22 protein-coding genes are annotated in these 24,276 nt (G+C 60.8%); 11 read left to right on the forward strand and 11 right to left on the reverse strand.

The features are described from left to right. Nucleotides 1-85 precede the first annotated feature (85 nt). Nucleotides 86-1,684, forward strand: a complete 1,599-nt coding sequence (locus QM996_RS31595; protein ID WP_334142041.1) for an ABC transporter substrate-binding protein — start codon at nt 86-88, stop codon at nt 1,682-1,684. 545 nt (nt 1,685-2,229) lie between these two features. On the opposite strand, the gene QM996_RS31600 is transcribed toward QM996_RS31595, so the two are convergent. The 9 genes from QM996_RS31600 to QM996_RS31640 form a co-directional block, all read right to left on the reverse strand. Beyond that, entirely contained in the window at nt 2,230-2,991 is a 762-nt protein-coding gene (locus QM996_RS31600) for an ABC transporter ATP-binding protein (RefSeq protein ID WP_334142043.1), read from the reverse strand. Further along, on the reverse strand, nt 2,991-3,827 hold the full coding sequence (locus QM996_RS31605) for an ABC transporter ATP-binding protein (protein ID WP_334142044.1): 837 nt from the start codon (nt 3,825-3,827) through the stop codon (nt 2,991-2,993). The genes QM996_RS31600 and QM996_RS31605 overlap by 1 nt, the downstream gene beginning before the upstream one ends. Before the next feature lie 4 nt (nt 3,828-3,831). Beyond that, on the reverse strand, nt 3,832-4,719 hold the full coding sequence (locus QM996_RS31610) for an ABC transporter permease (protein ID WP_334142045.1): 888 nt from the start codon (nt 4,717-4,719) through the stop codon (nt 3,832-3,834). After that, nucleotides 4,719-5,741: an ABC transporter permease gene (locus tag QM996_RS31615; protein WP_334142047.1), complete on the reverse strand. Its 1,023-nt coding sequence runs from the start codon at nt 5,739-5,741 to the stop codon at nt 4,719-4,721. Before QM996_RS31615 ends, QM996_RS31610 begins: the two co-directional genes overlap by 1 nt. Before the next feature lie 118 nt (nt 5,742-5,859). Continuing rightward, on the reverse strand, nt 5,860-6,204 hold the full coding sequence (locus QM996_RS31620; RefSeq protein WP_500270571.1) for a cupin domain-containing protein: 345 nt from the start codon (nt 6,202-6,204) through the stop codon (nt 5,860-5,862). A gap of 50 nt (nt 6,205-6,254) precedes the next feature. Then, nucleotides 6,255-6,995 carry a FadR/GntR family transcriptional regulator gene (locus QM996_RS31625; protein WP_275025965.1) on the reverse strand — a complete coding sequence of 247 codons (741 nt, stop codon included), beginning with the start codon at nt 6,993-6,995 and terminating at the stop codon, nt 6,255-6,257. Nucleotides 6,996-7,076: 81 nt separating this feature from the next. Next, nucleotides 7,077-7,814 (reverse strand): FadR/GntR family transcriptional regulator, encoded by a 738-nt coding sequence (locus QM996_RS31630; protein ID WP_334142268.1) that lies wholly within the window; start codon nt 7,812-7,814, stop codon nt 7,077-7,079. 75 nt (nt 7,815-7,889) lie between these two features. Next, nucleotides 7,890-9,407, reverse strand: a complete 1,518-nt coding sequence (locus QM996_RS31635) for an aldehyde dehydrogenase (NADP(+)) (RefSeq protein WP_334142052.1) — start codon at nt 9,405-9,407, stop codon at nt 7,890-7,892. 3 nt (nt 9,408-9,410) lie between these two features. Next, a complete protein-coding gene (locus tag QM996_RS31640; RefSeq protein ID WP_334142054.1) occupies nt 9,411-10,205 on the reverse strand; it encodes an NAD-dependent epimerase/dehydratase family protein in 795 nt (264 codons plus the stop codon). Nucleotides 10,206-10,334: 129 nt separating this feature from the next. Between QM996_RS31640 and kduI the strand changes: the two genes are divergently transcribed. From kduI to kdgD, 3 genes are all read left to right on the forward strand, one after another. After that, the gene (gene kduI / locus QM996_RS31645) at nt 10,335-11,159 is read left to right on the forward strand and encodes a 5-dehydro-4-deoxy-D-glucuronate isomerase (RefSeq protein ID WP_334142056.1); all 825 of its coding nucleotides are present in this window, start codon (nt 10,335-10,337) and stop codon (nt 11,157-11,159) included. Beyond that, nucleotides 11,156-11,899 (forward strand): 2-dehydro-3-deoxy-D-gluconate 5-dehydrogenase KduD, encoded by a 744-nt coding sequence (gene kduD, locus QM996_RS31650; RefSeq protein WP_334142058.1) that lies wholly within the window; start codon nt 11,156-11,158, stop codon nt 11,897-11,899. The genes kduI and kduD overlap by 4 nt, the downstream gene beginning before the upstream one ends. 108 nt (nt 11,900-12,007) lie before the next feature. Beyond that, nucleotides 12,008-12,919 (forward strand): 5-dehydro-4-deoxyglucarate dehydratase, encoded by a 912-nt coding sequence (kdgD, locus tag QM996_RS31655; protein ID WP_334142060.1) that lies wholly within the window; start codon nt 12,008-12,010, stop codon nt 12,917-12,919. Between the two features lie 64 nt (nt 12,920-12,983). On the opposite strand, the gene QM996_RS31660 is transcribed toward kdgD, so the two are convergent. Continuing rightward, on the reverse strand, nt 12,984-13,955 hold the full coding sequence (locus QM996_RS31660) for a helix-turn-helix domain-containing protein (protein ID WP_334142062.1): 972 nt from the start codon (nt 13,953-13,955) through the stop codon (nt 12,984-12,986). 212 nt (nt 13,956-14,167) lie between these two features. Here QM996_RS31660 and QM996_RS31665 point away from each other — a divergent pair, with 212 nt between their 5' ends. The 6 genes from QM996_RS31665 to QM996_RS31690 all read left to right on the forward strand — a co-directional run bounded on the left by QM996_RS31665 (nt 14,168) and on the right by QM996_RS31690 (nt 21,069). Then, nucleotides 14,168-15,049 carry a carbohydrate ABC transporter permease gene (locus QM996_RS31665; RefSeq protein WP_334142064.1) on the forward strand — a complete coding sequence of 294 codons (882 nt, stop codon included), beginning with the start codon at nt 14,168-14,170 and terminating at the stop codon, nt 15,047-15,049. Between the two features lie 3 nt (nt 15,050-15,052). Beyond that, on the forward strand, nt 15,053-15,937 hold the full coding sequence (locus tag QM996_RS31670; RefSeq protein WP_334142067.1) for a carbohydrate ABC transporter permease: 885 nt from the start codon (nt 15,053-15,055) through the stop codon (nt 15,935-15,937). A 2-nt stretch (nt 15,938-15,939) separates the two neighbouring features. Then, the gene (locus QM996_RS31675) at nt 15,940-17,034 is read left to right on the forward strand and encodes an ABC transporter ATP-binding protein (RefSeq protein WP_334142069.1); all 1,095 of its coding nucleotides are present in this window, start codon (nt 15,940-15,942) and stop codon (nt 17,032-17,034) included. Between the two features lie 40 nt (nt 17,035-17,074). Next, the gene (locus QM996_RS31680) at nt 17,075-18,340 is read left to right on the forward strand and encodes an ABC transporter substrate-binding protein (protein ID WP_334142071.1); all 1,266 of its coding nucleotides are present in this window, start codon (nt 17,075-17,077) and stop codon (nt 18,338-18,340) included. A 70-nt stretch (nt 18,341-18,410) separates the two neighbouring features. Continuing rightward, entirely contained in the window at nt 18,411-19,964 is a 1,554-nt protein-coding gene (pglA, locus tag QM996_RS31685) for a polygalacturonase PglA (RefSeq protein WP_334142072.1), read from the forward strand. 7 nt (nt 19,965-19,971) lie between these two features. After that, complete coding sequence (locus tag QM996_RS31690; protein ID WP_334142074.1) at nt 19,972-21,069, forward strand: glycoside hydrolase family 88/105 protein; 1,098 nt, start codon at nt 19,972-19,974, stop codon at nt 21,067-21,069. 495 nt (nt 21,070-21,564) lie between these two features. Here QM996_RS31690 and QM996_RS31695 read toward each other — a convergent pair whose 3' ends face one another. Next, nucleotides 21,565-21,777 carry a hypothetical protein gene (locus tag QM996_RS31695; protein ID WP_500270559.1) on the reverse strand — a complete coding sequence of 71 codons (213 nt, stop codon included), beginning with the start codon at nt 21,775-21,777 and terminating at the stop codon, nt 21,565-21,567. Nucleotides 21,778-22,039: 262 nt separating this feature from the next. On the opposite strand from QM996_RS31695, the gene QM996_RS31700 reads away from it, so the two are divergent. Next, the gene (locus QM996_RS31700; RefSeq protein WP_334142075.1) at nt 22,040-24,181 is read left to right on the forward strand and encodes a TonB-dependent receptor; all 2,142 of its coding nucleotides are present in this window, start codon (nt 22,040-22,042) and stop codon (nt 24,179-24,181) included. Nucleotides 24,182-24,276: the final 95 nt, after the last annotated feature.

Genomic DNA, 24,276 nt, shown 5'->3' on the forward strand with positions numbered 1-24,276 from the left:
TCCGGCCTTGCCTGTGGAGGAACAGGCAGACGGATCTTGTAATAGGAAGGTCGGTTCCCGAGTGGACGGCCGCAAAGGAGGAAGCATGAAACATTTTCTAGCAACGGTCGCATTCGGTGCGCTTCTTGCCACGACAATGCCAAACCTTGTTCTGGCCGAAACGCCGGAGGATCAACTCGTGGTCGCAACGACCATGAGCAACATCCTGACGCTCGACCCAGCCGCCATCACCGGCCGCGAGACGGTCCAGGTGCTGAACAACATCTATGACACGCTGGTCGTGCTCTCGCCTAAGGACCGCAGCGTTCAGCCGCGACTGGCGGAACGCTGGGAAGTGGCCGACGACCGTATGTCGATCCGCTTCCATCTGCGCAGCGACGCCAGGTTTGCCTCCGGTAATCCGGTTACGGCCGAAGACATCGCCTGGAGCCTGAAGCGGCTGCTCGCACGCAATCTGGCGCAATCGTCCTTCCTTAAAACCCGCGGGTTCACACTCGAAGCAGCCGACAAGCTGTTCGTCGTCGAAGACGAGCGCACCTTCGTGCTGCATCTGCCAAAGGCCGACGATCCGAACCTGATCCTGATGATCCTCGCGCAAAACGGGCCAGGCTCGATCATCGACAGCAAGGCGGCGCTCGAAAACGAAAAGGACGGCGACCTCGGTGCGGCATGGCTGACCTTGAATTCGGCTGGCTCCGGTCCGTTCACGCTGACGCAGTGGAAGTCGAACGAATTCATCATCCTTACCCGCAACGGCGAGTACTGGGGTGAGGCGCCTGGCATGAAGCGCGTGCTTCTGCGCCACCTACCGGAATCGCAATCGCAGCGCCTGCTTCTGGAAAAAGGCGACATCGACGTTGCCTACTCTCTTCAAGCGCCGGATCTCAAATCGCTGGAAGCCGACAAGGCGATCACGATCGAATCAACCCCGGGCTCGGGCTTCTACTACCTCAGCGTCTCGATGAAGGACGAAAAATTCGCCAACAAGAAGGTGCGCGAGGCGCTGCGCTACCTGATCGACTACGAAGGTCTCGACAAGGCGGTGATGCCCTATTACGGCAAGCTGCATCAGCGTCCGCTGTCGACGGGTGTCTTGGGCGCCTTGCCGGACGAAGGCTACAAGCTGGACGTCGCGAAGGCCAAGGCTCTGCTTGCAGAAGCGGGTTATCCTGATGGTTTCAAGACAACCTTGCGCGTGCTTTCCGAAGACCCCTTCATGAAGGCGGCAACCGCCATCCAGAACACGCTTGGCCAGGCCGGTATTCAGGCCGAACTCATCAGCGGTTCGGGCGACCAGATCTACGGCGCGATGCGCGAGCGGAAGTTCGAACTGCTGCTCGGCCGTGGCGGCGGCGGCCAGCAGCCGCACCCGGACAACAACCTGCGCTCTGTCGCCTATAACCCGAACAATTCCGATGACGCGAAGCTCACCAACTACCAGAGCTGGCGCACCAGCTTCTTCGACGAGAAGCTGAACAAGATGATCGAAGAGGCGCTGGTCGAACGCGACACCGCCAAGCAGATCAAACTCTATGAAGGCGTGCAGACCTACATGGACGAGCTCGTCATGTCGATCCAGCCGTTCTCGGAGGTCATTGACACTGCGGCCTTCCGAAGCGACGTGAAGGGCATGATCGTCAGTCCCTGGCTCTCGCGCTTCGAAGGCGTGAAGAAGGAACGGTAATCCCGGGCCTTCGTCTGTATCGAGAGTAAAAAGGCGCGTCGCAAGACGCGCCTTTTTACGTTTGCACGGGCGCAAATGAAACTGCCTGTCGGTCGAAGGAAAGCAGCCGCTACCTCTTGAGATGATAGCGGATGGCGCCGGCGGCAACGGCATGATCGTCTGCCGTCAAGTCCGGCCACGGTTTGAAGCGGCGACCGGCGCGAGGTCGGACATGCTCCTCACCTGCTTTCCCATCCCGATCAATGCGGTGCTGTCGGAGCTAAAGCCCGCTGCGCCATTTCCGCGATCGAGCACACTGCGCTCGCGACACTGCACGAGGGCGCAGGGGTTCCTGGGCTCGGCGCTGCCGTATCTCCCTTTGGAGCGAGGTTGCCGACGCTGGGTATCGAGGTTCTGGCGGTGAACTCCAGTCCCCGTTCCTAGCTGCAAGAAAGGTCCAGGTAAAGAAAAGCCCGGCACTGGGCCGGGCAAGTCGGGGGAGAATTTTGTTCACGCATCGCAAGGCCGAGAAGGTGTGCCTTGCAATGGAGTTGGCTTCGGGAGCATCAGTGCGCGCCCTCGTATTCCAGCGAGGCGCCAATCAACTCGCGGGCATAGGGGTGGGTCGCGCGGTTTCCGGGGATCGCTTCGCGCGGCAGGATTTCGGTGATTTCGCCATGGAGCATGACGGCAAAGCGGTCGCACATATGGTCGACGACTGCGAGGTCGTGCGTCACCATGATGTAGGTGAAGCCACGTTCTTCGCGCAGGCGCTGAAGCAGGTTGAGGATCTCCGCCTGCACCGAAACATCGAGCGCCGACGTCGGCTCGTCGAGCAGCACCAGCGATGGTTCGAGGATCAGGGCGCGCGCGATTGCCACGCGCTGCCTTTGACCGCCGGAGAGCTGGTGGGGGAACCGGTCGAGGAACGAGACCGGCAGGCCGACATCGGTGATCGCCCTGCGCATGCGTTCTTCACGGTCACCAAGCTTGTGAATGACAAGCGGCTCGTTGAGGACGGTTCGCACCGACTGGCGCGGATGCAGGGAGCCGTAGGGGTCCTGAAACACCATCTGCAGCGTGCGACAACGCTCGATGAGCGGAATGTCGCGCACCGGCTTTCCGTCCATAAGGATGTCGCCGGTCCAGATGTCGGTCAGCATCGAGATGCAGCGCAGGACCGTGGATTTGCCCGAACCGCTTTCGCCAACGAGACCAAAACATTCGCCGGGCTTGACCGAGAAGGTGACGCCGGGAAGGACCTTGGCCGCCGTCGGGCCGGCGCCGAAGGTGATTGCGAGATCGCGGCATTCGACTGAAACGGACATCAGGCAATTTCCTCCAGCCATTCAGGACGGCGATCAAGCACGGCAAGCGGGGCACGCCCGCCGCCGATCCGCGGCTGCGCCGCGAGCAAGCCGCGTGTATAGGGATGCTGCGCATTGTCGAGGTCTGCAGCCGCCAAGGTTTCGACGATGCGACCGGCATACATGATCAGGACGCGATCGCAGAAATTGCGCACGAGATTCAAGTCATGGCTGATCATGATGAGGCCGATGCCGCGATCCCGGACCAGACTATCGAGAATGTTCAGCACCTGCAGGCGTACGGTGACATCGAGCGCCGAGGTCGGCTCGTCGGCGATGACGAGATCCGGGTCGGCGAGCAGCATCATGGCGATCATGACACGCTGGCCCATGCCGCCGGAAATCTCGTGCGGATATAGATCGTAGACGCGTTTCGGGTCGCGGATCTTTACCGCTTCAAGCATGGCAATGGCCTTGTCGCCAGCGTCAGCCTTCGAGCACTTGAAGTGGCGCAGATAGGTTTCTGCGACCTGATCGCCAACGCGACGAATTGGGTTCAGCGAAAACTTCGGGTCCTGGAGGATCATCGACATCCGCCGACCGCGGACCTTTAGCATCTCCCTTTCGGAAAGCGAGAGCAGTTCGAGCTCGGCAAAGCGAAGCCGGCCGGCGGTGATGGTGGCACCGGGCAGCAGGCGCAGAAGCGCGCGTCCGACCGTCGATTTGCCGGAACCGCTCTCACCGACGATACCGAGGCGCTCGCGTCCAAGGGTAAAGGAGACGCCGCGCACAGCGTCCGTCGCAGAACCGCCGTAGCGGATGCGCAGGTTCTCGACGTCGAGAATGGTCTTTTCCATGGGACTATCTCCGGTTCATCTGCTTCGGATCGAGCGCGTCGCGCAGGCCGTCTCCGAGCAGATTGAATGCGAGGCTGACGGAGAGGATGGAGATGCCGGGGAAGGTGACGAGCCACCAACTGTCCAGCATGTAGTTGCGGCCGGTCGCGATCATCGCGCCCCATTCCGGAAGCGGAGGTTGCGCGCCGAGCCCGAGGAAGCCGAGGCCGGCGGCGGTCAGGATCACGGTCGCCATGTTCAACGTCAGCCGGATGAGGACCGAAGGCAGGCACATCGGCATGATCGACTTGACGATGATGCGTGTCGCCGACGCGCCCTGCAGCCGCGCAGCCGAGATGTAATCCGCCTTGCGGAAGGTCATCGCCTCGGCGCGTGCCAGCCGCGCGATCGGCGGCCAGGAGGTGAGCGCGATCGCGATGATCGCGTTGTTGAGGCTGGGGCCGAGCGCTGCGACGAAGGCCAGCGAGAGAATGAGGCTCGGGAAGGAGAGGAAAATGTCGGTAATCCGCATCATCACCGTGTCGACCTTGCCGCCGAGGTAGCCGGCGGTCGTGCCGATGACGAGGCCGATCGGGCCGACGACGATCGAGACGAGGAAGATGATCGTGAGCGTGATGCGCGCGCCGAAGACGAGCCGGCTGAAGATGTCGCGGCCGAGCTCGTCGGTTCCGAACAGATGTCCGTTACCTGGCGCCTGCAAGGTGTTGGCGAGATCCTGCGCGTAAGGGTCGTGGGTCGCAATCAGCGGCGCGAACGCGGCGATCAGGATCAGCAAGGCCAGAACCGCGAGACCGAAGGTCGACGTTGGGCTCTTCAAAAGGAAAAGCACGATGTTCTTCAGGGACTGCAGCGGTGCCGGCAGGCGGAAGGTGGGTTGAACGCGTGCGTCCATCAGCGTGTCCTCGGGTCGAAGATGCGGTAGAGAACGTCGGACAAGAGGTTCAGTCCGATGAAGATGATGCCGACGATCAGAACGCAGGTCATGACGGCGTTCATGTCGCCGGTGATGAGATTGCTGGTGAGGTATTGGCCAAATCCCGGCCAGGCAAAAACTGTCTCGATCAGCACTGCCCCCTCGAGCAGGGAGCCATAGGCAAGGGCGATGATGGTGACCAGCTGGACACGGATGTTGATGAAAGCGTGCTGCCAGATCGTCTGGCTGCGCGAAAGACCCTTCACGCGTGCCGTCGTCACATATTCCTGGCCGAGCTGGTCGAGCATGAAGCTGCGCGTCATGCGCGTGATATAGGCAGATGAGGAATAGCCGAGAAGGGCGGCGGGCAGGATGATGTGGTTGACCGCCGACCAGAAGACATCCATCTCGCCCGCCATGAGGCTGTCGATCAAGAGGAAGCCGGTGCGTTCCTCGACGAGGCCGATATAGAACTGATCCATTCGCCCGCTGCCACCGACGAGTCCGAGATGGGCGTAAAACACAATGAGTGCAATCATGCCCGTCCAGAAGATCGGCATGGAATGGCCAAAAAGGCTGAAGACGCGCACGACATGATCCGGCCAGCGATCCTTGTTGACGGCGGCAAGGACGCCGAGCGGGATGCCAAGACCGGCGCCGATAAGGATCGCGAAAGTGGCAAGCTCGATCGTCGCCGGCATCACATGCAGGATATCCTGGATCACCGGCTGGCCGGTGCGGATAGAGGTGCCGAAATTGCCGGTGAAGACGTCGCCCAGATAGTAGAAGAACTGTTCCCAGAGCGGCCGGTCGAGACCCAGCGAGCGATAAACCTGCTCATAGGTCTCCCGGGTCGCATCTTCTCCGACAATGGCGCGGACGGGATCGGCGGGCATCAGCCGGCCGATGAAGAAGGTCAGGAGAAGCAGCCCGAGCAGCGTGACCGCAATGGTCCCGATCTGTCCGGCCGCGCCATAGAAGCGGATGCGGCGTGGTGACATGGTTCTCTTGGTTCCTCCATGTGTCATTCGCCTGAGAGTAAGGCGACACAGGCCCCAATCCTGTATGACAACTTTGGCAAACCTGTCACAGGCTTGTCATGCTGTCAAGCCGAACCGATCACAGGAAATCGTCGCGACGGGGCGAAAAGCAGTCAATGAGCTCGCCCGCCTCAAGGCACTGGCACCCGTGCTCGGTATCTCCGGGGATGACGAGACTGTCACCAGCCTGCAAATCATAAGCTTCGCCATTGCGAAAGAAGCGGAAACGGCCGCGCGCCACGTAGGTGGATTGCACATGCGGATGGTGGTGCAACTTGCCTTTGGCGCCGGTTTCGAAGCGAAAAGACACGACCATGAGTTCGGGGGATTCGGAAAGGACCTGGCGGGTGACGCCAGCGTCAGGCGATACTGCGGGAAAGGTGGGGAGAGTCATGTAAACCTCGGCGATGTTGTATAACACCATCACCATACATGTTCTTATACTTGTATGACAACTACGATGTTGCCCTCAGATCAACTTTCTTCGGTTGCCATGGTGCGCGAACGCAAAAGCACCTTGTAGCGCTCCAGGCTCCCACGAAGGTGGGCGCGCATCCGTTCGCGTGCGGCATCCGCATTTCCTTCGATGATGGCATCGACGATCTGGCCGTGTTCCTCCTGGAGGTGAAGGTTATAGTCCTTTGGGCGCGAGCCCGGTGCCGAGCCTTGCAGTTCGCCGCGGGGAATGATGCCTGAGCGGATCAGCTGGAGAAACTCCGGGAAGCGCCTGTTCTGCGTGGCCTCCGCGATCGCAAGGTGAAGCTCGAAATCTGCGTCTCGCGTGGGGGCCCCGGTGGCCAGGCATTCACCCACGTGATGATGGGCCTCGAGGATCGCTTCGATCTGTGCCGCCGAACGACGAGATGCCGCAAGCCCTGCTGATTCCACCTCGAAAACTGTCCTGAGTTCAAGGAGTTCGATCACGGAGGAGATCCGTTGGGTCGTCAGGTCCTTGAAGGGCTGGTTCTTGTCCTGCTGGGTCTCCAGCGCAAAGATGCCAGCGCCCTTGCGTGCCTCGACCAGACCGTCTGCCCGTAGGATTGCAATGGCCTCACGTACGACGGTTCGGCTGACCGAATACTCCTTGGTCAGGGCGCTTTCGCTCGGGAGTCTGTCGCCTGGGCGGAAGACGCCCTCCATCAGTTCGCGGCGCAGTGCAGTGCTGATCTTTGCCGCCAGCGACGTGCCGCGAACGTGATTGTTTTCGGCTTCCATTTCCACTCCGCCTGTTTCGAACCTGTCTGGTATGTTAGCCGTTATCTGTTCGATTGCAAGGGCGGCCGCGGGTTCGCGTCCTTAGCGCGTAGTGCGCAACATGGCGCGATAGCGTATCTGGCTATTCTTGAGGTGGTTGCGCATGGCCGCGCGTGCTGCATCCTCGTCGCCGTTCTGTATGGCCAGGAGAATTGCCTCGTGTTCGTCTACGAGACGGCTGAGTTCGTCGGAGGCAAGAACAGCCTCCTCGCCGTTATCCACGATGGCGCGACGGGGGATGAGAGCCGGTCCAAGCGCCCTAAGGAACTCGCCAAAGCGCGGATTGTTGGTTGCCTCGGCGATCGCGATGTGGAAGGCGAAATCGGCCTCCGCGGTCGGTTTCCCTGCAGCCGCGCAGGCCCTGAAGGCGTCAAAGGCCTCGATGAGCTTGCCTTCCTGACCGGGCGAGCGGCGAAGGGCCGCAAGTGCCGCCGCGTCGCCCTCGACTGCGGTTCTAAGCTCCAGCATCTCGATCAGCGACGATACCCGCGTGAGGTCGACCTGTTGAAACGGCCGCCGCACGGACGCAGCCTGCTCCAAAAGGAAAACGCCCGCTCCTTGCCGGGGCTCAACCAGGCCGTCGGAGCGCAGGGCCGCAATCGCCTCGCGCACCACTGTGCGGCTCACGCCGAATTCCTGGGTGAGCTTTGATTCAGACGGCAGGCGGTCTCCAGGATTGTAACGCCCCTTGGATATCTGGGAACGAAGAGCATCCGTAACCTGCGCCACGAGCGTCTTGCCCTGGGAGGCGGAGGGATCGGAAGTCGTCGCTGTCATCATGCAATAGGCCGTTTCCAAGATCACTGTCGGTCCGTTTGTGGATACGCCATCAAGGGGTGATGGCGCAATCCGCCGCTATGCCGACCTCAGATCCCAAGGCATCAGCCGTTCAGGAATGTTCTGATAGGAAACGGGTCTTAGAAACCGGCGAATGGCCATGGTTCCGACCGAGCTTGCGCCGAAGTTGGTCGAGGCCGGGTACGGGCCACCGTGAACCATCGCATCGCAGACCTCGACGCCTGTCGGATAGCCGTTGACCAGGATGCGGCCCGCCTTGCGTTCAAGGATCACCATGAGCTTGCGAGCGAGATCGGTGTCGCCCGCGTCAAGATGGAGGGTTGCTGTCAACTGTCCTGCGAAGCAATTCGCGACCTCAATCATCTCTTCGGGATTCTCGACCGTGACGATCAGGCCAAGTGGCCCGAAAACCTCCTCTGAAAGGGCGTGATTGCCGAGCCAATCCCGAGCCGCAACGAGAAAGAGATTGGGCGTTGCATCGCGGTTCTCGCAATCTGAGCCGAGGATATGGCGGACGCCAACTCCCGCCGTGATGCGGTCACGCCCGTCGCGGTAGGCTCTGGCAATGCCGTCGGTGAGCATCACCTGCGGTGCAACGTCTAAAAGCGCGGCGCGAGCGGCTTGCGCGAAGGCGGGAGCCTGCTCGGCAAGGATCACCGCGATGCCCGGATTGGTGCAAAACTGCCCGGCGCCCATGGTAAGCGAACCTGCCCACCCCTTGGCGATCTCCTCGCCGCGCGCCGTGATCGCGTCGGGCAGGAGGAACATCGGGTTCACCGAGCCGAGTTCGCCGAAGAAGGGGATGGGTTCCGGTCGTCCTGCGCACAGATCAAACAGTGCCCGTCCACCTGCCAGAGAGCCGGTGAAGCCGACCGCCTTGATCAACGGATGCGTTACGAGCCCGGTTCCAACATCGCGGCGCCCGCCCTGGATCAACGAAAAGACGCCCGGGTGCAATCCGTGCGCCATGACCGCGGCCAGAGCTGCCTCAGCGACGATCTCGCCGGTCCCCGGATGTGCCGAGTGGCCCTTGACGATGACGGGGCAGCCTGCGGCAAGAGCCGAGGCGGTATCACCGCCCATAGTCGAAAACGCCAACGGAAAGTTGGAGGCGCCGAAGACGGCAACAGGACCGATCGGGCGCTGGATCAGGCGAATGTCGGGGCGGGGCAGGGGGTTGCGGTCCGGCAAGGCCTCGTCGCGTCGCCTGTCGAGGTACTCGCCCTTGCAAATGTGGGCGGCAAACAGCCGAAGTTGGCTGGTGGTTCGGGCACGCTCGCCCTCGAGCCGGGCGGCTGGCAGCCCGGTTTCCGAACTCCCGATCTCGGTGATCGCCGCCCCGCGCGCCTCTATCTCGTCGGCGACGGTTTCGAGGAAGGCTGCGCGCTCCTCCCGAGTGGAGTGGCCATAGGTCCAGAAGGCGTCCTCTGCGGCTTTTGCCGCCTGATCAACCAGTTCCATCGTTCCGACGGAGAATTCAAAGGCAGGGCCACTTGTCGGTTCGCTCGTAAATTTCTGCGCAGTTGCGATCCATTCGCCTGCGACCAGATGTTTGCCATGCGGTTCGAAAGCCATTCATCACTCCTTAAAGATCGGATTGTCGACATAGGCACCGCCCTGAAAGCGGGCAATGGATTTGTCGGAGCCAGGCTGCGGCACGGCCTCCGCGACGCCCGCCCGGAAATGTTCGGCATTATCCCTGGGTTTCCAGCCGAGCCAGCCAAGATGGGTGTTGTCCCACCACCCGGCATCATTCGCCGATGCGCCCCAGATGACGGGGCAGCCCAAAACCGGTACGCGGAAGACCGCCTCGATAAGCGACGCGAAGTCTTCATGAGAAAGCCAGGTCGATAACATCCGGTGGTTCGTTGGCTCTGGCGTACAGGAGCCGATGCGAACAAGCGCCGTTTCCTGCCCGAACTTCTCGAAATACATGCGGGCAAGCGCCTCGCCGAAGCATTTTGAGACCGCATAGAGTCCATCCGGGCGGAACGGAACATCCGGGCCGAGCCGTTCGGCTTGCGGATAACAGTCGATCGTATGGTTGGAACTGGCAAAGACGATGCGCGGGCGGCCATTCGCACGGGCGGCCTCGAAGAGATTGTAAAGACCGGAGATGTTTCCGCGCACGATCCCCTCAAACGGCCCTTCGGTCGACGCCCCGCCAAGATGGACGATACCGTCGCAGCCGGCGACCATGGCGTTCACCGCTTGAGCGTCGGCAAGATCGCATTGGACGAGCTCCTCATGGTCAGCCGGGGTGCCTAGACCTGCACGATCTGCAAGCCGGACCGTGTCAGCAAGCCCGGCGAGCTTTGTGCGCATCACGCGCCCAAGCTGACCCGCCGCGCCGGTAATGAGCAGACGTTCCATTCCAAGCCCCCTTCAGACACCGCAAACAGAGACAAGGTTGGCGCTTGCCTATTGACCTTGTCAGACATATCATACAAATACGCATAACACATATTATATGTTGGTCGCAATCACCGAAGGAGGAGTTTCATGCTGACCGTTGAAACGCGGCAAGCCGTCAATCCGGACTATGCAAAGACACTGGATACGGCGGGTCTCCGCAGGCATTTCCTGGCTCAGGACATGTTCCGGACGGGTGAGATCCGGTTGATCTATACCCACTACGATCGCTTCGTGATGGGCGGCGCCGTTCCCGCGGGCAAGCCACTGACGCTCGACAAGGTGAAAGAAACCAAGACGCCGTCGTTCCTTGACCGGCGCGAGATGGGTATCGTCAATGTCGGCGAAACAGGCATCGTCACCACCGAGAAGGAAAGCTACACGCTCAAGCGCGGCGACGTTCTCTATCTCGGAATGGGTACGGGGGCCGTAACCTTCTCCGGGGAGGGGCGCTTTTACATAACTTCCTGCCCGGCCCACCGCAGCCTGCCCGCCCGGCTTGTCACCATTGCCGACAGCAAGGAAGTCAAACTCGGCACGACCGAAACCTCCAACAAGCGCACGATCAACCAGTTCATCCACCCGCTGGTCATGGAGAGCTGCCAGCTCGTCCTCGGCTACACCACGCTTGAAGATGGCTCGGTGTGGAACACCATGCCTGCGCACGTCCATGATCGCCGTATGGAGGCCTATCTCTATTTCGGCATGGACGAAAAATCCCGCGTGCTGCACCTGATGGGTGAACCGCAGGAAACGCGCCATCTCTTCATTTCCAACGAGGAAGGCGCGATTTCTCCCCCCTGGTCCATTCACTCGGGCGCAGGCATCGGATCCTACACGTTCATATGGGCAATGGCCGGCGACAATGTTGACTATACCGACATGGAGTTCGTCCAACCGGGGGATCTGAAGTGACAAATCCCTTTTCCCTTCAGGGACATAAGGCGCTCGTCACCGGCGCAAACACCGGGCTTGGGCAGGCGATTGCCGTTGGCCTTGCTGCGGCTGGCGCCGAGGTAACTTGCGCGGCGCGACGCGCGCCCGAGGAAACACTTGAAATCATCGCAAACGCGGGCGGGATCGCCGCACCGCTTGCCTTGGACTTTGCCGATCCGATGGCTGCGCGCGACGTCTTTGCCGGAAAGGGCTACGACATTCTTGTCAACAATGCCGGCATCATTCGCCGCGCCGATGCGGTCGAGTTTTCCGAGGCCGACTGGGACGACGTCATGGACGTCAACCTTAAAGCGCTCTTCTTCACTTGCCAGGCCTTCGCCAAGGAATTGCTGGCAAAGGGCCGACCCGGAAAAATCGTCAACGTCGCATCGTTGCTTTCCTTCCAGGGCGGCATCCGTGTGCCTTCCTACACGGCATCTAAGCATGGCGTTTCGGGTCTGACCAAGCTGCTTGCCAACGAGTGGGCGTCCAAGGGCATCAATGTAAACGCGATCGCACCCGGTTACATCGAGACCAACAACACCGAGGCCCTGCGCGACGACCCTGATCGCAATAAAGCCATCCTCGACCGTATCCCCGCCAACCGCTGGGGAAAGCCCAAGGACATCGCCGGCGCCGCCGTGTTCCTGTCGTCGGCTGTGGCCGACTACGTTCACGGCGCAATACTCAATGTTGACGGTGGCTGGCTGGCTCGATGAAGCCGTCGCCGACCGCTAACTCATCATACTAGCCATATGATGAGTTGATGCAGAACCGGGCCGTACCCCGCCATTTTTATTCTGAAAGCACGTAGAGGACCAAGAGAAATGACCCCAGAACAGATCAAGGCCGCGCTAGGATCGGGCCTGCTTTCCTTTCCGGTGACGCATTTTGATGCCGAGGGCCGTTTCGCGCCGGAGAGCTACAAGGCCCATGTCGAATGGCTGGCAGGTTACAAGGCGCCGGTGCTGTTTGCCGCCGGTGGCACCGGCGAATTCTTCTCGCTGAAGCCCGATGAAATTCCCGGCATCGTCGCGGCCGCCAAGGAAGTGTCCGGCGAAACGGCAATCGTATCGGGCTGTGGCTACGGTACCGAGATCGCCATCGATATCGCCCGGTCGGTCGAGAAGGTGGGCGCCGATGGCATCCTGCTTCTGCCGCACTACCTGATCGACGCGCCGCAGGAAGGGCTTTACGCCCATGTGAAGAAGGTCTGCCAGTCGGTCGGCATCGGCGTCATGGTTTATAACCGCGACAATTCGATGCTGCAGCCCGACACACTCGCCCGGCTTTGCGACGAGTGCCCGAACCTGATCGGTTTCAAGGATGGCACCGGCGACATCGGTCTCGTGCGCCAGGTTACCGCCAAGATGGGCGACAGGCTCATGTATCTCGGCGGCATGCCGACGGCGGAGCTTTTTGCCGAGGCCTATCTCGGCGCCGGGTTCACCACCTATTCCTCGGCCGTGTTCAATTTCGTACCGGGCCTTGCCAACGAGTTTTATGCAGCCCTTCGCGGCGGCGACCGCGCCACCTGCGAGCGCATCCTGAACGACTTCTTCTATCCGTTCATGGCGATCCGCAACCGGGCCAAGGGCTATGCGGTTTCGGCGATCAAGGCGGGGGTGCGTTTGCAGGGCTTCACTGCCGGTCCCGTGCGCAGCCCGCTCAAGGACCTGACGGGCGCCGAAGTCGAGATGCTCGACGCGCTCATCGGCAGCCACAAGCGCAAAGCGTGACGGCTTGATGGGAGGAGGCGTCGTTCGTCATGTGACGGCGCCTTAGAGGTCGGGTCCGCCAATGTCAGCGAGTACCTGGACGGTCGCCAGTCTGAAAAGCATCGGTGGATGGAGGCTTCTGGATGCCGATTTGTGCGGACAGCGCTCGTGCCTGTTCGGGTTCATCGAGTTGCATCAAGCCACCGTCCCGGCTCTGGCGAACTTTGTTCAAATGATCGCGCGGGCTGAGACCCAGAGTTCGCTTGAACATGCGGGAGAAGTAGTAGGGGTCGGAATAGCCGACTTCCATGGCGGCAGCCGCCACGGAAAGACCAGCCTCCAGGAAATGCATGGCGCGCTCCATGCGCTTCAGTTCCTGGTACTTTCGCGGCGTGCGGGTCACACGCTTTTGAAATTCTCGCAGGAAGTAGTCACGATTGTAAGGCGACGCGTCGACCGCCCGCGACGCAATTTCGGGATCGAGCGGATTGGCGGAAATCATTGTGGCAGCTTTCATGACAGCAAGGTCGATCGCATCGGCGCCCTCGGGTTGATAGGTGGCGTGGTCGCGCCAGCCGATGAATGCATCCTCGACAAAGGCAATGAGCAGCACCATGAAGAGATGATGCTGGCCGAGGGTAACGGAGGAGGGGGGAGCACTCTGGCGATAGTGACGGACCAGCGGTTCGAGAAGCGGCCAACGCGTGAGGCGCAATTTCGATTGCAGATCCATCTGCGCAATAAGGTTATGGCGCCCATAGATATCGAGCGTGAAGTGCTGCGCGACACCGAGATAGGTCTCCCGCCCCTCATTCCATCCGACGAAACGTTGCCCGCGCAAAATCAGCATCGCATCGCCCGGCTCCATGATCACCGGATCGCCGTCGATCAGGTAGTGGCCGCGCCCTTCGAGACAGATCACCAGGTCATCGACCTCGTTGGACTTGTCGATCCGCCAGGTGTGCGAGTGTTCCATGCGGATCGCCGCCCGCGTCAGATTAAGGGTCAGCGCCGTCGGCGGAATCGCAGAGAGAATGCCACCTTCAATTTCGTCCATCTTTTTCCTCGCCTTTGTGAATTCATTCTGCGGGAGAGATCGGCGATTGTCACCGCATAAACCGCTTATGCGCACCGCATCATCTGGGAGGAGGGATCGGTTCGTGGCGAAAAAGGGAAAATCCCGCTTTCGTCCGTGCCGATCCGGGAGCGTAATTTGTACGAAACTGTATCTATAAAAGAAGCATTTCGGCGCCATCCGGGAGGATGGGCATGAAAGGTCAGCGTCTTCTCGGGCTTGGCTATCTCGCCCCCTACATCATCGGCCTTCTGATTTTCACGGCCATTCCGTTCATCGGCTCGTTCTACCTGAGCTTCACCAGCTATGACCTGATGAGCGAGCCCCGCTGGACGGGGTTCGCCAACTATGAGCGGCTGTTTACCCGTGATCGCACGTTCATCAAGTCGTTGAACGTAACGCTGCTCTACGTGTTTCTGACCGTGCCGCTGAAGCTCTCCTTTGCACTTTTCATCGCCGCGATCCTGAATTACCGGTTGAAGTTCATCGGCCTGTTCCGCACCGCCTTCTATGTGCCGTCGATCCTCGGTGGCTCGATCGCGATCGCCGTTTTGTGGCGCTATGTCTTTGCCTCGGAGGGGCTGGTGAACATGGCGCTTGCCACGCTGGGGCTCGCCCCGGTCGACTGGTTCGGCGATCCGACCAACGCGCTCTTCACCATCACGCTTCTGCGCTGCTGGCAGTTCGGTTCGGCCATGGTGATCTTTCTGGCGGCGCTGCAATCGATCGACAAGTCGCTCTATGAGGCGGCAGCCATCGACGGTGCGGGCAAGGTGCGGACCTTCTTCTGGATCACGCTGCCGCTGCTAACCCCGGTCATCTTCTTCAACCTTATTATGCAGATGGTTCAGGCGTTCCAGGAGTTCAACGGCCCCTACATCATCACCCAGGGCGGTCCGCTGAAGGCAACCTACCTGCTGCCGCTCTACATCTATGACGAGGCCTTCAAGAAGTTCAACATGGGCTATGCCTCGTCGATTGCCTGGGTGCTCTTCATCATCATCACCGTGCTGACCCTCGTGGCCTTCTGGTCCTCGAAGAAGTGGGTCTATTACGCTGGCGACAAGAGGAACTGAGCGATGGTCGATCTCCAGACTTTCAACGACCGGCAGGCCGCACGCAGGGCAAGGCTCCGTCTGCTGTCGACAACAGTTCGCTACGTGCTCTTGTTTTCAGTCGGTTTCGTCATGCTCTATCCGCTGATCTGGCTGGTCGGCGCGAGTTTCAAGACCAACTCGGAGATCTTCGCCGGAGCCGGCTTCCTGCCGGACAATCCGACCGCCGACGGCTATATCAAGGGCTGGCAGACATCGACGCCCTATACGTTCGGCCGGTTTTTCTGGAATTCGTTCCTGATCATTCTGCCGAAGGTGATCGGGACGGCGATTTCCTGCACCATGGCGGCCTACGCCTTCGCGCGGTTCGATTTCCTGTTCAAGAAGATCCTCTTCGCTTCGGTGATCGCGATCCTGCTCTTGCCGAACGTGGTTACGCGGATTCCGCAATATATCCTGTTCCGCGATCTCGGCTGGCTCGATAGTTTCCTGCCTCTCTGGGTGCCCTCGGCCTTTGCCGGCGATGCCTTCTTTGTCTTCATGCTTGTGCAGTTCCTGCGCTCTTTGCCGGCAGACATGGAAGAGGCGGCGCGCGTCGATGGCGCCAATAGTCTGCAGACGCTCGTCTACATCGTCGTCCCGATGCTGGCACCGGCGCTGATCTCCGTCTGCCTGTTCCAGTTCATGTGGACGATGAACGATTTTCTCGGGCCGCTGATCTACCTGTCATCGGTCGACAAGTATCCCGTGAGCCTCGCGCTCAAACTTTCCATCGACACGACAGAAGCCTTCGAATGGAACCGCATTCTCGCAATGTCGGTGCTGACCATCACACCGGTTCTGGTCGTGTTCTTCGCTGCACAACGGTATTTCATTGAAGGGATCTCCTCCGGGGGAGTCAAAGGCTGACCATGGCAAAGGTTCAACTGAAAGACCTCGAAAAGGTCTATGGCGGCGCATTCAAGGCAGTCCACGGCATCAACCTCGACATCGAGGATGGCGAGTTCATGGTCTTCGTCGGCCCTTCGGGCTGCGCCAAGTCCACGACGCTGCGCATGGTTGCGGGGCTCGAGGAGATCTCGGGCGGCGAGATTGTGATCGGCGACCAGCGCGTCAACGATCTGCCGCCCGGCAAGCGCTCGATCGCCATGGTATTCCAGAATTATGCGCTCTATCCGCACATGAAGGTGCGCGGTAACCTCGCCTTTGGACTGAAGATCGCCGGCAAGCCGAAGGCAGAGATCGAAGCAGCCATCAATCATGTGGCCAGGATCCTCGAGATCGAGCCGCTGCTCGATCGGTTGCCGAAACAGCTCTCCGGTGGGCAGGCTCAGCGTGTGGCGCTCGGGCGCGCCCTCATCAAGAAGCCGGGCGTCTTCCTCTTCGATGAGCCCCTATCCAATCTCGACGCCAAGCTGCGCGCCTCGATGCGGGTACGCATCACCGACCTGCACCGCCAGTTGAAGGCCGAGGGCCTGTCTTCGACGGTCATCTACGTGACGCACGACCAGACCGAAGCCATGACCATGGGGGACCGGATCTGCGTCATGCAGGCCGGCCGCATCATGCAGGTGGCAACACCCAGGGAGCTCTACAATCGACCGGCGAACCTGTTCGTCGCCGGCTTCATCGGGAGCCCCGAGATGAACCTCGTCGACGCGACGCTTCAGGGTAGCGAACTCCAGATCGGCAGCCAGCGGCTGGCGCTTGGCGCCCATCTCGAGAGCAGGCTTTCGGCGAGACCCGAAGAGACCGTGCTCGGTATGCGACCGCAGCATCTTTCGCTCGTCGCCGATGGGCCGGGCCTTTCCGCAAGGCTCACCAACGCGGAGTTCATGGGGCACGAAGTCTACCTGCATGCCAACCTCGAAGGCCGCAAGCTTGTGAGCGTCGTGGGCGCCGCCGAATTCGAGGCACTTGGCCAATCGGATGTGATCCGCCTGCGCCCGGATCCTGACCACCTGCATGTTTTCGACAAGACCGACGGCCGCAACGTCTCGCTGTGAGGAGGCAGCGTTCGGCCCCATTCCAAGGAGGAGAAGTTCGATGAAAACGAAAAGAATGATCGCCGCACTGGCCACTGTCGCCTATGGCGCTCTGGCCCTTGGTACGACGGCGCATGCCGCCGAACTGCGAATGGCCTGGTGGGGCGGCGAGAGTCGCCACGTTGCCACCCAGAAGGCGATCGCCGTCTGTGGCGAAAAATACGGCCATTCGGTCAAAGGCGAGTTCACCGGCTTTGACGGCTACCTTGAAAAACTGACGACCCAGATGGCCGGCAAGACCGAAGCCGACATCATCCAGGTGAACTGGCCCTGGCTGCCGTTGTTCTCGAAGAATGGCGATGGTTTCGCCGATCTGCGCAAGCTCAAGGCGATCGATCTTTCCAACTGGAGCGAGACGGACCTGTCGGCTGGCTCGATGAACGGGGTGCTGCAGGGACTTTCCGTTTCGACGACGGGCCGTGTCTTCTTCTTCAACGCGACGACGTTCGAAAAGGCGGGCGTCGCCATTCCAAAGAGCTGGGATGAGTTCTTTGCGGCCACGGCAACCATCAAGGAAAAGCTCGGCAAGGACTACTATACCTTCAATGCCGTCAAGGAGACGGCGCAGCTTTTGACGACCCTCGCTGTCGTTCAGAAGACTGGCAAGGATCTCGTCGATCCCGCGACCAATCGCGTTGCCTGGACGCCGGAGGAGCTGTCCGAAGGCATATCGTTCCTGGGCAAGCTGGTCGAGACCGGCGCAATCCGATCGCAGAAAGAGGAGGCGGCGGATGGCAATGTCAATCTGTTTGAAAAGCCGGCCTGGGCCGACGGCAAGGTTGCCGGCTCCTACGAATGGGATTCGACCTATTCGAAATATGCAGACCCGTTGAAGGACGGTCAGGTTCTGAAGCCCGTGGCTATGCTGAAGCTTCCGGACGCCGTGACGGAAGGCGTCTATCGCAAGCCCTCGATGGTCTTCTCCATCTCCAAGAATTCCAAGGATCCGGAGGCGGCAGCTCAGATCGTCAATTGCCTGCTGAACGAGCCGGAGGGCATCGATGCACTCGGCACATCGCGCGGCCTGCCGGCGTCGAAGGCAGCCGCTGCCCGCCTGGGTGGCAAGGGCGAGCCTGAAGTGCGGGCGGCAAACGCGATCGTTGTTGCCGCGAGCGGCCCGGCCGTCTCGCCGTTCAACGAGCATCCGGAAGTGCGCGCAGCCTTCATCGATACGCTCGAGGAATACTCCTACGGCCAGCTGACGGCGGATGAGGCGGCCGCACAGATCATCGATACGGTGAACGACGTGCTCGCCGAGTTCGATTGATCCTTAGACTTCCCGCCGCGGTTTTCGCGGCGGGGTCCCCTCGTGGATCAATAGCCAAGAGAAAGAGACCATGATCCGACCGTCCATCATCGCGCTGTCGGCGCGAACGGCCGCGCTTTGCCTGCCGGCAGGCGGAGCGCTCTATCACCTGCCGACGAAGGCAAGCTGGCGTCTTTCGTCGCTCGACGGGGATGATCACATGCGGCAGGGCGAGACCTGCGTTGCGGTGCCCCTCTTGCACGGTCTGCAACCTGGCAGACGCTATCGCTTCGAAGTGGAGGGGTTCGAAGCGATCGAGTTTGAGACCGCATCCTGCGCGGGGCTTGTCGACGCAACCGAATTTGGTCTTGTTCGGGATGTCCTGCATGAGGATCTCGATGGTGCGCGCCGCAATGCGGCCGCCCTGGCAGAGGCGGTTGCCGCGGTTCCTGTTGGTGGGACGCTCAGGTTGCCAGCCGGGGTTTGGACGGCATTTCCCGTCGCGCTCAAGAGCCAGATGACCTTCCACCTTTCCGAAGGGGCGATACTACGGGCGCCGTCGGTTCGGCTCGGATGGCCGATCCTGCCCGCCCGTGATGCATCCGGCAGGATGTTGGGAAGCTGGGAAGGCCTTCCGCACGCCTGTTTTGCAGCCCCTGTCCATGCCGTTGGCGTGAAAGAACTGGTCATCGAAGGGAAAGGCACGCTCGACGGCTCCGGCGAGAGGGGGGATTGGTGGACCTGGCCGAAAGAAACGCGTGACGGCGCGCGCCGGCCGCGCGGCCTGCATCTCGTTTCCTGTTCTGATGTGACGCTTCTTGGTTTTACTATCCGTAACGCGCCGTCCTGGACGATCCACCCGCAGGGCTGCAGGCGGCTGACGGCGGCAGGGCTGTTCATCTCTGCGCCGCCCGACAGCCCCAACACCGATGGCTTCAATCCCGAAAGCTGCCGCGACGTCACGATCACCGGCGTGCGGTTCTCCGTCGGGGACGATTGCATCGCCGTCAAGGCCGGCAAACGCGGTCCGAACGGCGAGGACGACCACCTGAGCGAAACCCGTGGCGTGCGCGTAAGCCACTGCCTGATGGAGCGCGGCCACGGCGGTCTCGTCATTGGCTCGGAAATGTCAGGCGGCGTGCACGACGTTTCGATCGAGAATTGCGCCATGGTCGGCACGGATCGCGGCTTGCGCCTCAAGACGCGACGCGGGCGCGGCGGCGCGATCACCGGTATCGCCATGCGCCGCGTTCTCATGGATGGCGTCGAGACTGCACTCTCTGCCAACACCCACTACCATTGCGATGCGGACGGCCACGACAGCTGGGTGCAATCCCGTCGGCCGGCTCCGGTTGATGCGGGCACGCCTGTTATCGATGGCGTCACGATCGAGGACCTCGAAATCCGGGAACTTGTCCATGCGGCCGGTGTGTTCCTCGGCCTGCCTGAGGCGCCGATCCGCAACATCAAAATTCGCCGGCTCAAGATCGTCTCCTTCAAACGGAAAGCAGCGGCTGCCCCTCCCATCATGGCCGACGAGATCCGCCCCATGTGGCACGAAACGATCGTCTCGGAACGGGCGGAAGTCGATTGCGACGATCCGGCGCTCCTGAGCACGGCCACGGTATCAACTTCCTTCGAGTGAGACCTACATGAACCCGACCGACTATTTCGACCAGTTCGCGCATCGCTACAGGCCCTACAAGGGCGGAAACTGGTGCTACGAGGATGGCTGTCTCTACCGAGGCCTGCAGTTGCTGTTCGAGGCGACGGGCGAAAACCGTTGGAACGACCATCTGCACCGGCTCACTGATCGACAGGTCGCGGCGGACGGCACGCTCCTCGGCTACGATCCCGCAGAATACAATATTGACCACATTCTGGCGGGGCGATCGCTCTTTGCCTTGGCGAAGAATACGAGTGACAACCGCTATCTCGCGGCGGTAGAACACCTTGCCGGCCAACTTGAAAGCCATCCCCGCATCCCGGCGGGCAACTACTGGCACAAGAAGCGTTATCCGCATCAAGTCTGGCTCGACGGGCTCTATATGGGGCTGCCATTTCAGATCGAATACGCCCTGATGCGGGGAAAGCCAGCGCTGATCGCCGACGCGCTTCAGCAGTTTTCGACAGCGCTGGCGCTCACTGGCACCGGGGACGGTCTTTATGCGCACGGCTATGACGACAGCCGCCGGCAGCGTTGGGCCGATCCGTCTACGGGTAAGTCTCCCGCCGTGTGGGCCCGCGCTGTCGGTTGGTTGGCCATGGCCCTCGTCGATTCGCTAGTCATCCTGCCCAAAGACGAGGCGACCGCTTCGTTGCGTTTGAGGACGAGCCGTCTGCTCGAAAAACTGGTAGCGGTTCAAACACCGACTGGCCTCTGGATGCAGGTGCTCGACTGGCCCAACCTCGAAAACAACTACGAAGAAAGCTCGGCCTCGGCGATGTTTGCCTATGCGCTGTTGCGGTCCGCACGCCTCGGACTGATCGAGGCTGACCGACCGCAAGATATCGCCGCTGCCGGCCGTCGTGCCCTTGGCGCACTACTTTCGGAACGCGTCGTAGACGATGGCGAGGGAAGTGCATATCTGACAGCAATCGTAGAGGTTGCAGGTCTCGGCGGCTTTGAAGGACGCTACCGTGATGGTACCCCGAGCTACTATCTTAGCGAGCCGGTCGTCGTCGATGACGTGAAGGGCGTAGGGCCTTTGATGATGGCATTTTCAGAGGACATGATGAGCGCTCGTTGAGCGGCTGAATGTTCTGAGGCACAAGGTGTCCACCAAAATCGGTGGACTCCAAATCATGGAAAAAGCTGATCAAAAGCTGCGGGTGAGGCTTGTGGGTAGCGATGGGCGACGTCGCTATGACGCCGCTTAGAGAGAGCGCCTCGTCGCATCCTGCCTTGAACCTGGCACGGTCGCTCGTTCTCTCAACAACGATACCCATTCTACCGTGCATGATGGACGAACCTAGCGATCTTTGCCGATACCGGTTTGGACGAATTCGTTGTGACTTGCCACCCTGTTACGCGACTTCAGTGCACACGAAGCATACGAAGTCGTCGGACTGGTCAACCGGATAGACCGTTACCAACGCGGAGCGGATCGCGTCGGTGCCCACGCATCGATGACGGCGATGCCCGCCTTCAGGGCGTGGTCGAAGTGCAGGTTGCCGCGCGTCAGTTCTTCTCAGGCAGCTTGTGAGATGACAGGATCGAGTCGCAGATATTGTTCTCGTTGGCATCAATGCGTCAGGGTCAGGGATTGATGCGTGGGTCGAACCCGTTCGATGTCGGATGAAAGTAGCCCCAGGTCCTGCTTGCCATCATCAGTCTGGGATTTTCCTGACATCATCATCTTATCCCCTGCAGCGGTATGATGTGCTTTCCGCCATGTGCAGTCCTTGCGTTTGGCGGCGCGGTGGAAGCGCGTCGCCTGCGCACCGAGCATCAGCAAGCCGGTTGGCCATGTACCGACTGGAATGGGCGCTGAGGCCGCAACTACCGGGATTGTGGATTGCCGCGCCACGCCGGCGCCCTCGAAACCCGGACGTTTCGCGGCGTCGAGAGCAGCGACGTAAGGACACTTCCGCATCGCCGTCTTTGAATATCTTGACAATGATAGTCATGTTATTTAGCACCCTTCGAGGCCAATGACATTCAGCGCCCTGCTGGGCCAACCAAAGTGTTTTTGGTCAAGGTGTTATAGGGGGCTATTTATGAAATTGCGTGTTGGACTGCTGGCGGTTTTGCTGGCGACGGTGAGCCGTATTGCACTGGCGCAGGAGGCGACCGTGCTGGAGCGGATCGAGGTGAAGACCGGCTCGTCAAATGGGACGATCGGTAATGAGCCGGAGATCTATGCCGGCGGACAGGTGGCGCGTGGCGGGCGCGTCGGCTTGCTCGGCAACAGCGACTTCATGGATACGCCGTTCAACATCACGAGCTACACCGCGGAGACGATCGAAAACCAGGAAGCGCAGACATTGGCCGACGTGTTGGCGGCCGATCCGTCGGTTCGTAGCACCCATGCCTCCGGCGGGATGCTGGATTCCTTTTACGTCAGAGGCTTCCCTCTCAATGAGGGAAACTTCGGCGAAATCGCCTTCGACGGCGTCTTTGGTGTGGCGCCGACCTACCGCGTTTTTACTGATTATGCCGAACGGGTCGAGGTTCTGAAAGGTCCCACCGCACTGCTCTACGGTATCTCGCCGAACAGCAGCGTCGGCGGCACCATCAACATCGTGCCCAAGCGTGCAGGAGACGTCGACCTGACGCGGGTCACGACGGACTATGTTTCTGATCTCTACGGTGGAGGCCATGTGGACTTCAGCCGTCGGTTCGGAGAAGAGCGTCAATTCGGCGCTCGCTTCAACGGTAGCTTCCATGGCGGCGACACGGCGATCGACAACCAATCACGCGAAGTGGCCGTCGGTGCGCTCGCACTCGACTATGAAGGCGAGGGGCTCCGGGCCACGCTCGATGTCATCGGTCAACGGGAACATCTCGACGCGCCTCAGCGGCCATTCTTTCCGGTTGCCGGCATAGAAATTCCAGATGCGCCGGACGGGCGGTCCAACGTCCAAGCACCCTGGGAATGGTCGACCGGCGAGGATCTGTCGTGGCTCGGACGTGTCGAATATGACCTGACCGACAGCGTGACGGTGTTTGGTGCAATCGGTGGCGGCAATTCGCGCATCGAGCGGCTTTTCGGCACGCCGACCATTCTCAGTTCGGCTGGTGATGTCAGCATCACGCCGCAGAATTTCATCTTCGATGTCGACCGACTGACGACCGAGACTGGCCTGCGCGCGAACTTCGATACCGGTGAGGTGGATCACACGGTCACGTTCCAGGTCAGTGGCCTTCAGCAGCGCCTGGCCCGCGGGTCGAACTCGGGAACCGCGCAGTTGACGAACCTCTTTGATCCGCGCGATCGCCCCGAGCAAAATGTGCCGCGCCCGAGCCACGTGCCAAGGGTCTCGGAGAACGAATTCTACGGCTTTGCCCTTTCCGACACGATGTCGATGCTGGACGAGCGGGTACAACTGACGCTGGGCGGCCGCTGGCAGCACATCGATACCGAAAATTACAGCCCGGTCACGGGTAACGTCACCACCTCATCGGATGAGGCGGCAGTGACCCCGCTCGTCGGCGTCGTCGTCAAGCCGTGGGATAACGTCGCGCTCTACGCCAATTATGTCGAGGGCCTGAGCGTTGGCGATAGCGCTCCGACGACGGCGATCAATGCCGGCGAAACGCTTGCCCCCTACCGATCCAGGCAATACGAGATCGGCACGAAGGTCGATCTTGGCCAGATGGCGGTAACCGTCAGTGCCTTCCAGATCGAAAGGCCTTTCGGCCAACTCGAAGCACATGGCAGCGGCCTCGTCTTCGTCGAGGGCGGCCAGCAGCGCAACCGCGGCCTGGAAATCAACGTCTTCGGCGAACTGACATCCGAACTGCGCCTGCTCGGCGGCGTGACCTTCATTCAGGGCGAACTAACGAAAACCAACAGTGCCGCAACCCGCGGCAACACACCGATCGGCGTTCCGGCCGTGCAGGTCAACGTGGGTGCGGAATGGGATACACCGTTCATGGAGGGCCTGACGCTGACCGGCAACGTCATCCATACGGACGAGCAGTTTGTGAATGTGGCCAACACTCAGCAAATCCCCTCCTGGACCAGGCTTGATCTCGGCGCCAGGTATCTGACGAAGATCAACGAAACGCCGGTCACCTTCCGAGCCGAGGTCGAGAACGTCTTCGACCTCGATTATTGGTCCGGCGTCGCGAGCTTCGGTACGATTTCACAGGGTGCGCCGCTGACCGTGAAGGTCTCGATGACGACCGATTTCTGACCTCGCGAATGTCGTCGTCGGTGCGACGCGACACGGCAAGTGATGCCAACGGGAGGCGCCAAGAGGCGCCTGCCGTCGTTTGATAGCTGTGTCAC

It is taken from the genome of Sinorhizobium chiapasense, assembly GCF_045277575.1.
Lineage (GTDB): Bacteria > Pseudomonadota > Alphaproteobacteria > Rhizobiales > Rhizobiaceae > Ensifer > Ensifer chiapasense_A.

Excerpts from the sequence above, each read along its gene's own strand:
- QM996_RS31595 (WP_334142041.1), top strand. The coding sequence starts at position 86 with ATGAAACATTTTCTAGCAACGGTCGCATTCGGTGCGCTTCTTGCCACG.
- QM996_RS31600 (WP_334142043.1), bottom strand. The coding sequence starts at position 2,991 with ATGTCCGTTTCAGTCGAATGCCGCGATCTCGCAATCACCTTCGGCGCC.
- QM996_RS31605 (WP_334142044.1), bottom strand. The coding sequence starts at position 3,827 with ATGGAAAAGACCATTCTCGACGTCGAGAACCTGCGCATCCGCTACGGC.
- QM996_RS31610 (WP_334142045.1), bottom strand. The coding sequence starts at position 4,719 with ATGGACGCACGCGTTCAACCCACCTTCCGCCTGCCGGCACCGCTGCAG.
- QM996_RS31615 (WP_334142047.1), bottom strand. The coding sequence starts at position 5,741 with ATGTCACCACGCCGCATCCGCTTCTATGGCGCGGCCGGACAGATCGGG.
- QM996_RS31620 (WP_500270571.1), bottom strand. The coding sequence starts at position 6,204 with ATGGTGTTATACAACATCGCCGAGGTTTACATGACTCTCCCCACCTTT.
- QM996_RS31625 (WP_275025965.1), bottom strand. The coding sequence starts at position 6,995 with ATGGAAGCCGAAAACAATCACGTTCGCGGCACGTCGCTGGCGGCAAAG.
- QM996_RS31630 (WP_334142268.1), bottom strand. The coding sequence starts at position 7,814 with ATGATGACAGCGACGACTTCCGATCCCTCCGCCTCCCAGGGCAAGACG.
- QM996_RS31635 (WP_334142052.1), bottom strand. The coding sequence starts at position 9,407 with ATGGCTTTCGAACCGCATGGCAAACATCTGGTCGCAGGCGAATGGATC.
- QM996_RS31640 (WP_334142054.1), bottom strand. The coding sequence starts at position 10,205 with ATGGAACGTCTGCTCATTACCGGCGCGGCGGGTCAGCTTGGGCGCGTG.
- kduI (WP_334142056.1), top strand. The coding sequence starts at position 10,335 with ATGCTGACCGTTGAAACGCGGCAAGCCGTCAATCCGGACTATGCAAAG.
- kdgD (WP_334142060.1), top strand. The coding sequence starts at position 12,008 with ATGACCCCAGAACAGATCAAGGCCGCGCTAGGATCGGGCCTGCTTTCC.
- QM996_RS31660 (WP_334142062.1), bottom strand. The coding sequence starts at position 13,955 with ATGGACGAAATTGAAGGTGGCATTCTCTCTGCGATTCCGCCGACGGCG.
- QM996_RS31665 (WP_334142064.1), top strand. The coding sequence starts at position 14,168 with ATGAAAGGTCAGCGTCTTCTCGGGCTTGGCTATCTCGCCCCCTACATC.
- QM996_RS31670 (WP_334142067.1), top strand. The coding sequence starts at position 15,053 with ATGGTCGATCTCCAGACTTTCAACGACCGGCAGGCCGCACGCAGGGCA.
- QM996_RS31675 (WP_334142069.1), top strand. The coding sequence starts at position 15,940 with ATGGCAAAGGTTCAACTGAAAGACCTCGAAAAGGTCTATGGCGGCGCA.
- QM996_RS31680 (WP_334142071.1), top strand. The coding sequence starts at position 17,075 with ATGAAAACGAAAAGAATGATCGCCGCACTGGCCACTGTCGCCTATGGC.
- pglA (WP_334142072.1), top strand. The coding sequence starts at position 18,411 with ATGATCCGACCGTCCATCATCGCGCTGTCGGCGCGAACGGCCGCGCTT.
- QM996_RS31690 (WP_334142074.1), top strand. The coding sequence starts at position 19,972 with ATGAACCCGACCGACTATTTCGACCAGTTCGCGCATCGCTACAGGCCC.
- QM996_RS31700 (WP_334142075.1), top strand. The coding sequence starts at position 22,040 with ATGAAATTGCGTGTTGGACTGCTGGCGGTTTTGCTGGCGACGGTGAGC.